Consider the following 12,643-nt stretch of genomic DNA (forward strand, 5'->3'; position numbering starts at 1 on the left):
TTGACCGCCGAGCCCCGGAGCACCGCCAGCACGCGATGTCCGTGGCGACGGGCGTCGGACAACCGCTCCAGCACCACAATCCCCGCACCTTCACCCCATGCGGTCCCGTCCGCGGCCGCCGCGAACGGTTTGCACCGCCCGTCCGGGGCCAGCCCACGCTGCCGGCTGAACTCCACGAACAGGTTCGGCGTGGACATGACCGTCACACCACCGGCCAACGCCAGCGAACATTCCCCGCTCCGCAGCGCCTGCGCCGCCAGATGCATGGCCACCAAAGCCGACGAGCACGCCGTGTCCACGGTGAGCACCGGCCCTTCGAACCCGAAGGTGTAGGCCAGCCGGCCGGACGCCACACTGCCGGCGTTGGCCACCGACGACTGCCCGACGAGGTCGTCCGGGAGATCGGCCAGCGGGAGCGCGTAGTCGCTGCCCATCAGGCCGACGAAGACACCGGTTCTGCTGCCCCGCACCTTCTCCGGGTCGATGCCCGCCGACTCCAGCGCATGCCAGGCGACTTCCAGCAGCACCCGCTGCTGCGGGTCCATGGCCAGCGCCTCACGGGGTGAGATCCCGAAGAACCCGGCGTCGAAATCGGTGGCCCCGGACAGGAACCCACCCTCCCGGACGTAGCTGCGGCCGGCCCGGTCGGGATCGGGGTCGTAGAGGGCGTCCACGTCCCAGCCGCGGTCGGCGGGGAACTCGGTGACCGCGTCCCGGCCGGCCGCCAGCAGCTCCCACAACGCCTCCGGCGAATCGGCCCCACCCGGGTACCGGCAGCCCATACCCACCACCACGACCGGGTCCTCGTCCCCGGCGATCGCCGGGACGGCGGCGGACCGGTCGACCGAACCCCATACCCGGCCGCTCAGGAAGCCGGCCAGCGCGACCGGGGTGGGATGGTCGAAGATGAGCGTGGGCGACAGCCGCAGGCCGGTGGCCGTGCTCAGCCGGTTGCGCAGCTCCAGGCCGGTGAGCGAGTCGAAGCCCAGCTGCCGGAAGGCCACGCCGGGGTCCACCGGGTCCGCTGTGGAGTGACCGAGCACGGTGGCCACCGTGACGAGCACGAGGTCCCGCATCGCGCGGTCGTCGCGGGTGACCGGCAGCCCGGCGGCCCGTGGCGTGGTGGCCCCGCCGTCCTGCGCGGTCCGACGCACGGGGCCGAGCAGCGCGGCGAACAGAGGGGCGGGCCGGGCACCGACGGCGCGGAGCCCGGCGAGGTCCAGCCGGGCCGGGACGACGAGGGCGGCGTCCAGCCGTAGCGCCGTGTCGAACGCGGCCAGCCCTTGGTCCTGCTCAAGCGGCACCAGGCCGCCCCTCGCCATCCGGGCCCGGTCGACCGTGCCCAGGTGCCCGGTCATGCCGGTGCCGGTCGCCCACAGGCCCCACGCCATCGCGGTCGCGGGCAGCCCGCAGGCCCGGCGGTGGTGGGCGAGCGCGTCGAGGAACGTGTTCGCGGCGGCGTAGTTGCCCTGGCCCGGGTGGCCGATGATCCCGGCGACCGAGGAGAACAGGATGAACGCGGACAGCTCGGCGCCCTGGGTGAGCGTGTGCAGGTGCCATGCCCCGTCGACCTTCGGACGCAGTGCGGCATCCACTTTGGACTCGTCGAGCGCGGCGATCGTCCCGTCGTCGAGCACGCCGGCCGCGTGGACGACGGCGGTGAGCGGGTGCTCGGCAGGAACACCGGTGAGCACCGCGGCGAGCTGGTCACGATCGCTCACGTCGCACGCGGCGATCCGGACCTGGGCGCCGAGCGCGGTCAGCTCGGCGGCCAGCTCTCCGGCGCCGGCGGTGTCCCGGCCGCGGCGGCCGGTCAGCAGCAGGTGCCGCACGCCGTACTCGGTGACCAGGTGCCGGGCCAGCAGGCCACCGAGCGTCCCGGCGCCGCCGGTGATCAGCACCGTGCCGTCGGAGTCCAGCGTGACCGGCTCGTTCCCGGGCGGGGGCACGCGGACCAGCCGGGCGGCGAGCAGCCGGCCGTCGCGCACCGCGAGCTGCGGCTCGGCCGCCGCGGCTGCCGCGCGCAGCAAGCCGGGCGCGTCCGTGTCGAGGTCGATGATCAGGAAGCGATCCGGGTTCTCCGACTGTGCCGACCGCACCAGGCCCCACACCGGCGCCGCGGACAGGTGGGGGACGTCCTCGTCGGGACGGGTGGCGATCGCTTGGTGGGTGACCACGACCAGCCGGACACCGGCGAGCGCGTCGTCTGCCAGCCAGTCGCGGACAACGTCGAGCACGCCGACTGTGGTCTCCCGCGGGTCGAGGTCCGATGGGACGGGCACGGCGACGGCTCGGGGCCGCGCCCCGGCAGCCCGCAGCGCGGCCAGGTTCGGGTACACCGGGGCGCCGAGGCCGAGGCCGGTCTCGCCGAGCACGGCCCAGTCCGTCTCGGTGGCCGCAGGCGTCGGCACCGGCACCCAGTCGACTCGGAACAGGCAGCGTCGCCCCGCGCGGCCGGCCGCGCCGAGCCGGTCCGCCCGGACGTCCCGCAACGTCAAGGACTCGACGCTCCCCACCGGCTCGCCGGCGCCGTCGGCCATGGTGATGGCGTAGGCGTCCGCCCCGGTGGGCGACAACCGCACCCGCAGAGTGGTCGCGCCGGTCGCGTGCAGGGACACCCCGGTCCACGAGAACGGCAGCCGCACCGGTCCGGCGTGGCCGACCAGCACGGGGTGCAGCACGGCGTCGAGCAATGCAGGGTGGATGCCGAACCGCGCCGCGGCCTCACGCACCTCCGCCGGCAGGACGATCTCCGCGTAGAGGAAGTCACCCCGCCGCCAGAGCGAACGCAGTCCCTGGAACGCCGTGCCGTACTCGTACCCGGTGTCGGCGAACCGTTCGTAGATGCCGTCGAGGTCGACGGCGTCGGCGTCCGGGGGCCACTGGTCGAGGTGTTCGGCCCGGGCGCCGCCCGCACCCAGCGTGCCGCTCGCGTGACGAATCCAGTCCTCGGTGGGCTCGCCGGCCGGGCGGGAGTGGATGGCGACGGACCGCCGGCCGGACTCGTCCGGGCCGCCGACCGTGACCTGGACCACGACCGCGCCCTCGTCCGGCAGCGGCAGCGGGGCTTCCAGCGCAAGATCGTCCACGACCCCGCAACCGACCTGCTCGCCGGCGTGCAGGGCCAGCTCGACGAAGGCGGCGCCCGGCAGCAAGGGCAGCCCGTGCACGGCGTGGCCGGCCAGCCACGGGTGCGTCCCGAGCCCGATCCGGCCGGTGAGCACCAAGCCGTCCCCGCTCGCGAGCGGGACCGCCGCGGCGGCGAGCGGATGGTCCGAAGTGGACAGGCCGAGGGCCGCGGAGCCGGCCCGCTCGGTCGGCAGCATCCAGAACCTCTCCGGCTGAAACGCGTAGGCCGGGAGGTCGACCTGTGCGGTGCCGGCGAACACGGTGTCCCACTGGACGTCCGCGCCGTGCACGTGCGCCTCGGCGAGGGACCGCAGGAAACGGTCCGCGCCGCCCTCGTCGCGGCGAAGCGTGCCCAGCGCGGCGCCGTCCCCGCTCGCGCCGTCCAGGACCTGTTGAACGCCGACGGTCAGCACCGGGTGCGGGCTGACCTCGACGAACAGCCGCTCGCCGCGGGTGACCAGGTCGGCGACCACCGCGTGGAACTCGACCGGGTGACGCAGGTTGCGGTACCAGTACCCGGCGTCCAGCAGGGCGGTGTCGACCGGCCCGCCGGTCAGCGTGGAGCGAAACGGGATCTCGCTGGTGCGCGGCGTGATCGGGGTCAACTCCCGAAGCAGCGTCTCGCGTAGCTGGGTCACCTGCGTGGAGTGCGACGCGTAGTCCACCGGCAGCCGGCGCACCCGCACGCCGTCGGCCGCGAGCGCGGCAGCCAACTCGTCGAGGGCCGGTGAATCGCCGGAAACCACCGTGGCCTCCGGTCCGTTGACCACGGCGATGGACAGCCGCTCGCCCCACGGTTCGATCCGGCGGCCGGCCCTTCCGCGCGTGAGCGCCACCGACAGCAGCCCGCCCCGGCCCGACAACTCGCGGAGTGCCCGGCTGCGCAACGCCACGACCCGTGCACCGTCCTCGATGGACAGCGCACCGGCGGCGGTGGCCGCGGCGATCTCGCCCTGCGAGTGGCCGACCACGGCGGCCGGCTCGACGCCGTGCGCCCGCCACGTGGCGGCGAGCGACACCATGATCGCCCACAGCGCCGGCTGCACCACGTCCACCCGATCCAGTGCGGCCTGGTCGGACAGCACGTCGGTGAGCGACCAGTCCACGAACTCGTCCAGCGCACGCTCGCACGTCGCCATGCGCTCGGCGAACACCGGGCTGCCGGCAAGCAACGGCACGGCCATACCCGTCCACTGCGTACCCTGACCGGGGAAGACGAAGACCGGACGGGCTGCCCGGCCGGCCCGCCCCGAGATCGTGCCGGCCGACGGGACACCTGCGGCCAGCGCGCGCAGGCCTGCGACCAGCTCCGCCCGGTCCTGGCCGACCGCTGCGGCCCGGTGCTCGAACCGGGCTCGCCGGGCGAGCGTGCCGCCCACATCCGCGAGGTCGAGCCCGCTGTTGCCGTCGAGGTGCCCGGCCAGCCTCGACGCGTTGTCCCGGAGCGCCTGCTCGGTCCTGGCGGACAGCAGCAAGGGCACGACCGGTCCCGCCACCACACCCGCGGCGTCCTCGGTGTCCGGGACCTGCTCGATCCTCGCGGACAGCAGCAAGGGCACGACCGGTCCCGCCACCACACCCGCGGCGTCCTCGGTGTCCGGGACCTGCTCGATCACCACGTGAGCGTTCGTGCCGCTGATGCCGAACGAGGACACCGCCGCCCGGCGGGGCCGGCCGGTGTCCGGCCAGGCGGCGTTCTCGGCGAGCGGTTCGACGTGCCCGCCGGCCCAGTCCACGTGCTCGGTCGGCCGGTCCAGGTGCAGCAGCTTCGGCAGTTGCCCGTGGCGGATGGCCTGCACCACCTTGATGACGCCACCGACCCCGGCGGCCGCCTGCGCGTGGCCGATGTTGGCCTTGAGGGAGCCCAGCAGCAGCGGCCGCCGCGCCGGCCGGTCCTTGCCGTAGGTGGCGAGCAGCGCGTTGGCCTCGATCGGGTCGCCGAGCGTGGTCCCGGTGCCGTGCGCCTCCACCGCGTCCACATCGGACGGCCCGAGCCCGGCATCCGCCAGCGCGTCGCGGATCACCTGCTCCTGCGCCCGGCCGCTCGGCGCGGACAGCCCGTTGGACGCGCCGTCGGAGTTGATCGCGCTGCCGCGGACCACGGCCAGCACCCGGTGCCCGTGACGCAGCGCGTCGGACAGCCGCTCCAGCACCAGCACCCCGGCACCCTCCGCCCACGCGGTGCCGTCCGCACCGGCCGCGAACGACTTGCACCGGCCATCCGGCGCCAGCCCGCGCAGCCGGGAGAACTCCACGAACATCTCCGGCGTGGCCATCACGCACACACCGCCGGCCAGCGCCAGCGAGTTTTCGCCGCGGCGCAGCGACTGGACGGCCAGGTGCAACGCGACCAGTGAGGACGAGCAGGCGGTGTCCACCGTGACGGCCGGGCCGCGCAGGCCGAATACGTAGGCCAGCCGGCCGGAGACCACGCTCGCCTGGTTCCCGGTGATCAGGTGCCCTTCCAGGCCGGCCGGCACGGTGCCCACGCGGGGGGCGTAGTGGTGGTACATCGCGCCCGCGTACACCCCGGTGCGGGTACCGCGGACCGACTCCGGGTCGATGCCGGCGTGTTCGAACGCCTCCCACGCGGTGGTGAGCAGCAGCCTCTGCTGCGGATCGGTCGTGAGCGCCTCGCGCGGCGCGATGCCGAAGAAGCCGGCGTCGAAGCCGGCGGCGTCGTAGAGGAAACCGCCGTGCCGTGTGTAGGACGTGCCCGGCCGCTCGGGGTCCGGGTCGTAGAGCGCATCCAGGTCCCAGCCGCGATCGGTGGGGAACTCGCCGATCGCGTCCGTCCCGGACACCGCCAGCCGCCACAACTCGTCCGGGGTGCGCACGCCGCCCGGGTAGCGGCAGGCCATGCCGACGATCGCGATCGGCTCACCCGCGCCCGCCGTGGCGGTGTCCACCGCCGTGTCCACCGCCGTGTCCGCAGCGGGTGCCGCCGCCAGGTACTCGGTCAGCGCGGCCGGCGTCGGGTGGTCGAACAGCAGCGTGCTCGGCAGCGGCGAGGTCACTTCCGCCGCGAGGCGCTCCTCGAGCTCGATGGCCATCAGCGAGTCGAACCCCAGGTCGGTGAACGTCCGCTCGCGGTCCACCGCATCGGAATCGGCGTGCCCCAGCACGGCGGCGGTGTGCGCCGCCACCAACTCCCCCACGTCCCCCGGCGGGTCCGGCTCGCGGGGGCCGGCCGCCACGACGGTGTCCAGCCAGTGCCGGGTGCGCTGGAACGCGTAGGTCGGCAGGGAGACCCGGGTGCCGCGGCCGGGCTCCGGGACGGCCACGGGGATGCCCTCGCCGCTGGTCAACCCCGCAGCCGGGTGCCCGGTGCTCAGCGCGTCCAGCCCGGCGAGCAGCTCGTCCCGGCCGGACGCGGTGAGCCGCGCGCGGTGCTCGAACACGGTGCGGGTGGTGGCCAGCGAGTGCGCCACGTCGCCCAGCGTGACGTCCGGGTGCTCCTCGAGGTGGGCCCGCAGCCTCGCGGCCTGCGCCTGCAGCGCCGCCGCGGTCCTTCCGGAAATGACGTACGTGGTCTCGCCGGCCGATGGCGTCGCGGGTGGGCGCGGCGTGGGCGGGGGTGCGCCGAGCACCAGGTGGCAGTTGGTCCCGCCCATGCCGAACGCGCTCACCCCCGCTCGCCGCGGCTCCGGCCAGCCGATCAGGTCCGTGACCACCCGCAATCCCAGCGACGCCAGGGGGATCCCGGGGTTCGGCGTGGCGAAGTTCAGGCTCGGCGGCAGCTCACCGTGCCGGATCGCCAGCGCCGCCTTGATCAGCCCGGCGACGCCGGCGGCCGCCTCCAGGTGCCCCAGGTTGGTCTTCACCGAGCCGACCAGCAGTGGCCGGCCGAGCTCCCGGCCGGCACCCAGCACCGCGCCGAGAGCGGCCGCCTCGATCGGGTCGCCCACCGGCGTGCCGGTGCCGTGCAGCTCGACGTAGCCGACCTCTACCGGGTCGTGGCCGCCGTGCCGGTGGGCCTGCCGCAGCACCTCTTGCTGAGCGGCTTGATCGGGCACGGTCAGCCCGGCACCACCCCCGTCGTTGTTGACGGCGCCGCCGTCGATCACGCAGTAGATCCGATCGCCGTCGCGGACCGCCGCGTCCACCGGCTTGAGCACCACGATCCCGCCGCCCTCGCCACGCACGAAACCGTTCGCCCGCGCGTCGAACACATAGCAGCGGCCGTCCGGCGAGAGGCCGCCGAAGCGCTCCGCCTCCTGTGCGCTCATCGCCGCGAGGTTCAGATTGACCCCACCGGCCAGCGCGAGCTCGGACTCACCGGCCAGCACGCTCCGGCAAGCGAGCTGGACCGCAACCAGCGACGAGGACTGCCCGGTGTCCACGACCAGGCTCGGCCCGCGCACCCCGCAGAAGTAGGAGACGCGGTTGGCGATCACCCCACGTTGCAACCCGGCGAACGTGTGCCGGCTACTGGCCGGCGCGGCCGCACGCCGCGAAAGATCAGCGTAGTCGTCGCGCATGGCACCCACGAACACGCCGGTCCGCCCGCCGCGCAACGTCCCCGGAACGATGCCGGCGTCCTCCAGCGCCTCCCAGGCCAACTCCAGTGCGAGCCGCTGCTGCGGGTCCATGACCGCGGCCTCCCGCGGGGAAATGCCGAAGAAGTCGGCGTCGAACCCGGCCACATCCGCCAGGAACGACCCCCACCGCGCCCCGGCCTGCGACCGGGCATCCCAGCGGCTGTCCGGCACCTCGCCGACAACCTGCCGGCCGGCCCGCAGCAGCCGCCAGAACTCGACCGGCCCGGAGGTACCGGCAAACCGGCACGCAATCCCGACGACCGCAACCGCGCCGGACAAGCCGTCCATCGGACTCACGCCGCCCCCACCCCACCCGCCGCCACGCCGAAGAACCCGGCCGGTCCACGCATTCGGTGCCCCCGTTCCGTGCACCGCACACTGATGTCGGGGCACCACCGACACCGGGCCCGCGACGACGGGATCCATTCGCCGAGCGTCGGCATCGACGAAGTTCGTACGCCTCTTCGAGCGCGCACGCCAGCCAAGCCGGTCGCACAGTCGAACGCGACGGTTGCGAGCAAGTGGCCAGGGTCGGCGACCTCCCAGGCTTGGTACTTGTTGGCCGATCCCCAGTAACTACTGCGCGAGAGGGTCGTGAGGGCGCAGGGCTTTTCGCTGGCCCGTGGCGGCGGACCGTGCGATCGCGTCGAGGAGCCGGTGGCGCTTGACGGCGTGGGTGAAGTCCGGGGCGAGGACCGTCCCGTGGACGAGGTCGTCCCGAACGGCGGCGTAGGCGTGCGCCAGTGTGTGGATCGCTGTTCCGGCCAGGGCGGGGTAGTCGTCGTAGCCGCTGGGCAGCGTGAGTTGCGCGAGCGGACCACCGCTGCGTGTGCCATACACCGTGACCGGACCGATGTGCGGAAATTCGGCGCCGGTGATCTCGAGTCTTCCCGCGGTGCCGTCGATGATCAGGGAGAACCCGGCCCCCGAGGCCGCGCCTCCACGGTGGTGAACGGACAGGATCGCCCCTCCCGCCACGGTGCCCGAGATCGCGATCTGGTCCTCGGCGGTCATCGGAACGACCCGCCCGGTGCGCCCGAGCGGAACCTGGGGGCGCCGGGTCGCAGTCGTGGCAACCACTTCCCGGAGCTCGCCGACGACCATCGTCACCAGGTCGATCGCGTGTCCGAACGGGATGGTCAGCATCGTGGCGCCGAGTTTGCGGTCGAGGGTGTAGACCATGTTCGGAGACACCGGGGTGCCCCATTCGGTCGAAGACGCCACGACGGTGGCGGAGAGCACTTCCCCCACGAACCCTTCCGCCACCAGGTCGGCCAGCCAGCGGAAGGCGGGCGAGGAGCGGCCCTGAAGACCCACGAAGGTGCGCGTCGTCCCGGCGGCCCGCTCCATCTCCTCGGCCTCGCGCAGGTCGACGGCGAGCGGCCACTCGGAGAGCACCGGCACTTCCGCCTCCAGCACGGGCAACACCAGTTCGCGATGCCGAGGCACTTTGACGGCGACCACGACAAGGTCGACGTTCTCGTCGCCGGCGAGCTGCTCGACCGACGTGTACGCGGGTACGCCATACGCCGCTCCGGCCGCCTGGGCCGAGGCTTCGGAGCTCGCCGCCAGCGCGCGAAGCTCGATCCCGTCGACGGCACTCAGCGCGGGCAGGTGAGCCCCGGCCGCCCAGCCTCCCCTGGCGCTCAAGCCGACGATGCCGACGCCGATCGGCTCACGGAGGTCAGGCACCGAGCTGCCGCCTGAGCGTCTCGGCGTCGTGCAGGGCCGTCATGTGCACGAACCGCCCGTCACGAACCTGGTAGACGGCGTACTCGACGATCTCGAACGAGGCGCCGGTGGGCGTCACGCCGAGCCGCTCCTTGACGGGCGTGCCCGTGTTGGTCAGACGAGCGGCCAGGCGATCCCCGTCGACCGCGATCTCCCGGGGCTCCCAGTGGAAGTCCGGAACCGCGTCGATGTCGCCGTTCAGCACGGCGATGACCTGGTCCCTCGTGCCAGGCTCGCCGTTCAGGGTGGTCTCGTCGTTGATGAACTCGTCCATGCGGTAGATCTCGTGGGCGTTGAGCGCCCCGATGTAGCGCAGATAGAACTCGCGCAGGTCGGTGTCGGACATGATCACCCTTCTTCGGCCGTGGGAGCGGGGTCCTGCTCGAATTCTGTTCCGAACGGCGGCAATCTCCAGCCGTCAGCGCAGGAACTTGAGCAGCAGCGCGGTGAGCTCTTGCGGTCGTTCTTCGGTGAGCCAGTGGCCGGTGTGGGCCATTACCCGGGTCTCGACGTTCGAAGCGTAGCCCTTCCACTGGGTACCGACGGCACTGCTCAGCGCCTGTTCGCCACCAATGGCCAGGATCGGCATCTTCAGCAGCCCCGCCCCACGGAACTTTTTGTTCTGGGCGATGTCGGTGTGAAGCGCTTGGTACATGTCCATCCACGCCTTGAACCGGCCGGGTTCGCGAAGGTACCGGGCGTAGAACTCGTAGTCGCCGGCGTCAAACGCACCGTCCACTGCCAAGTACTGCTCGATGAACCCCTTGACCAGATCACGCTCGTGCCCACGGACCAGATCTTGAGCGAAGTCCTTTTGGAAGAATCCGAGGTGCCACGTCGAAAGCTCACCTTCAGGCGAGAAGGCCGGGAACGTGTAGAGGGAGTGGTCGGGGATGGGCCCCTCCATCACCACCATCCTGCTGACCTCGGTGGGCCACATGGCGGCGTAAGGGTAGGCAATCCATGCGCCGATGTCGTGGGCCACGATCTGGATGCCCTTGTCGAGGTTGAGGTGGGCGAGCAGCGTGTGCACGTCGTCAGCCAGCTGCGTCGTGTCGTAACCGGTCTTCGGAACCGAGGAGTCACCGGTTCCACGAAGGTCGACAGCGATCACGGTGTGGTTCTTGGCGAGTGCCTGGAGTTGCGGCTCCCACTCCGCGGACGTCTGCGGAAAGCCGTGCAGGAGAACGACCGGTGAGCCACTGCCTCCGCGGAGGTAGTGCATCCGGAAACCGTTCACCCACGCGTAGTCCGACCGGTAGCCGATCGGCGATTCATCGGTCCGGGTAGCGGCGCTCTGCACGGCAGCCGGCTCCGGCCTTGAGGTCGCGACGGCGTCGGCGGAGACCAGGCCGGTCCCCACGACAGCGGTGGCCGCGGTGATGGCGGCGACGAATGCCCTGGACAGGACCGTCATTCTCGTTTTCATGGATTCCCCTGGAGTGTGCTCGGCCTGGTGCCGATCGTTGTGGATGCAGCCGTCTGTTCGCTGTCGCTCAGCGGTCGACGGCGGCCATGTTGGCTTCGTCGTAGCGGTCACCGGCGGCCGGCTCCAGGTTGTTCAGCCGGGCGATGTGAGCGTCGGTGAGTCCGATGTGGTCGGCGGCGATGTTTTCTTCCAGCCGGTCGATGCGTGTGGTGCCGGGGATGGGGGCGATGTCGTCGCCTTGGGCGAGCAGCCAGGCGAGGGCGACCTGTGCCGGTGTGGCCTCGACTTCGGCGGCGACGACGTTGACCTCGTCGACGATGCGCAGGTTGAGTTCGAGGTTGCCGCCGGTGAATCGCGGGTTGGTGCGGCGCCAATCGTCGGCGTCGAGGCCGTCCAGCGAGCGGATGCTGCCGGTGAGGAACCCGTGGCCGAGCGGCGAGTACGGGACGAGGCCCACGCCGAGCTCTCGCAGGGCCGGCAGAACCTCCGTTTCGGGGTCGCGGGTCCACAGCGAGTACTCGGATTGCACCGCGGCGATCGGGTGTACGGCGTGCGCGCGCCGGATCGTCGTGGAGCTTGCCTCGGACAGGCCGATGTGGCGGACCTTGCCCTCGGCGACCAGGTCGGCCAAGACTCCGACGGTGTCCTCGATCGGGGTGTCCTGATCGACGCGGTGCTGGTAGTAGAGGTCGATGTGGTCGGTGCCCAGGCGCCGTAGCGATCCCTCGACGGCGATCCGGATGCCGGCCGGGGTGCTGTCCGGGCCGGGGCGCCCGGTGTGCGAAACGAGGCCGAACTTGGTGGCCAGTACGACTTCGTCCCTGCGCCCCTTGACGGCGCGGCCGACCAGCTCTTCGTTGACGAAGGGGCCGTAGACCTCCGCGGTGTCGATGTGGGTGACGCCGAGATCCAGGGCGTGCCGGATCGTGCGGATCGACTGATCGTTCAGCCGGCCGGCTCCGGTGTAGAAGTCTGACATTCCCATCGCACCGAGACCGATGCGGGAGATCTCCAGCCCTCCGAGTGAGGTGGTCTTCATTTTGATGCCCTCTTCCGATGTGAGGTCGGCTGCTTTAAGTACCGCTCGGTACAGAACCGTAGCACATTGGGACCGTTCGGTACTAAAGTCTGTTGTGACGAGAGTGACAGCGTCCGCGCCATGGGGCCGGCCGCGTCGGCTCCGGAGCGAGGAAGATGCCGCTATGAGTGGTTCGCGGAGTACAGCGTTCGGACGGCCCCGGGAGTTCGACATCGACGAGGCGCTGGAGCGCGCCATGCAGGTGTTCTGGGCTCGGGGATACGACGGCACGAGCCTGACGGACCTGACCGGCGCCATGGGAATCACCAAGTCGAGCATGTATGCCGCTTTCGGCAACAAGGAGCAGCTCTTCCGCAAGGCAGTAGAGCGCTACGCCGAGGGGCCGGCCTCCTACGCGACGCGCGCTCTGCGCGAGCCCACGGCACGAGGGGTGGCCGAGGCGTTCCTCCGCGGAGCCGTCCGGACCACGACATCGCCCGGCGCCCCCGCCGGCTGCCTGTCCGTTCAGGGCGCACTGGCGCTGAGCGAGCAGGGCCGCCCGGCGCACGATGTGCTCGTCGCCTGGCGCAACGACGCGGGCGTACGGCTCGAGGAGCGCTTCCGGCGCGCCGTCGACGAGGGCGACCTCGGGCCGGACGCCGATCCGAGGCGTCTCGCCCGGTTCATCATGACGATGGGATTCGGCATTGCCGTCCAAGCCGCGAACGGCCTGGGCACCGTCGAACTCGACGAGATCGTCGCCACGGCGCTGCTCGCCTGGCCGGACTAGTAGCT

Annotated in this window: 6 protein-coding genes; 1 reads left to right on the forward strand and 5 read right to left on the reverse strand. The window is 72.1% G+C overall.

Going from position 1 to position 12,643, the window contains the following annotated elements; translation table 11 throughout:
• The 5 genes from Q5425_RS39080 to Q5425_RS39100 form a co-directional block, all read right to left on the reverse strand.
• Positions 1-7,958: SDR family NAD(P)-dependent oxidoreductase (locus Q5425_RS39080; protein WP_308677889.1), on the reverse strand; the 7,958-nt coding region annotated here is incomplete at its 3' end.
• 288 nt (positions 7,959-8,246) lie between these two features.
• Positions 8,247-9,362 (reverse strand): Gfo/Idh/MocA family oxidoreductase, encoded by a 1,116-nt coding sequence (locus tag Q5425_RS39085; RefSeq protein WP_308677459.1) that lies wholly within the window; start codon positions 9,360-9,362, stop codon positions 8,247-8,249.
• On the reverse strand, positions 9,355-9,747 hold the full coding sequence (locus Q5425_RS39090; RefSeq protein ID WP_308677460.1) for an ester cyclase: 393 nt from the start codon (positions 9,745-9,747) through the stop codon (positions 9,355-9,357). Before Q5425_RS39090 ends, Q5425_RS39085 begins: the two co-directional genes overlap by 8 nt.
• A gap of 72 nt (positions 9,748-9,819) precedes the next feature.
• The gene (locus tag Q5425_RS39095) at positions 9,820-10,818 is read right to left on the reverse strand and encodes an alpha/beta hydrolase (RefSeq protein ID WP_308677461.1); all 999 of its coding nucleotides are present in this window, start codon (positions 10,816-10,818) and stop codon (positions 9,820-9,822) included.
• Positions 10,819-10,897: 79 nt separating this feature from the next.
• Positions 10,898-11,869, reverse strand: a complete 972-nt coding sequence (locus Q5425_RS39100; protein ID WP_308677462.1) for an aldo/keto reductase — start codon at positions 11,867-11,869, stop codon at positions 10,898-10,900.
• Between the two features lie 163 nt (positions 11,870-12,032).
• Between Q5425_RS39100 and Q5425_RS39105 the strand changes: the two genes are divergently transcribed.
• Complete coding sequence (locus Q5425_RS39105) at positions 12,033-12,638, forward strand: TetR/AcrR family transcriptional regulator (RefSeq protein ID WP_308677463.1); 606 nt, start codon at positions 12,033-12,035, stop codon at positions 12,636-12,638.
• Positions 12,639-12,643: the final 5 nt, after the last annotated feature.

Source organism: Amycolatopsis sp. A133 (assembly GCF_031082405.1).
Classification (GTDB): Bacteria; Actinomycetota; Actinomycetes; order Mycobacteriales; family Pseudonocardiaceae; genus Amycolatopsis.

What these genes read in the sequence shown, in the direction of transcription:
- Q5425_RS39090 (WP_308677460.1), bottom strand. Translation starts at nt 9,747, where the DNA reads ATGTCCGACACCGACCTGCGCGAGTTCTATCTGCGCTACATCGGGGCG.
- Q5425_RS39095 (WP_308677461.1), bottom strand. Translation starts at nt 10,818, where the DNA reads ATGACGGTCCTGTCCAGGGCATTCGTCGCCGCCATCACCGCGGCCACC.
- Q5425_RS39100 (WP_308677462.1), bottom strand. Translation starts at nt 11,869, where the DNA reads ATGAAGACCACCTCACTCGGAGGGCTGGAGATCTCCCGCATCGGTCTC.
- Q5425_RS39105 (WP_308677463.1), top strand. Translation starts at nt 12,033, where the DNA reads ATGAGTGGTTCGCGGAGTACAGCGTTCGGACGGCCCCGGGAGTTCGAC.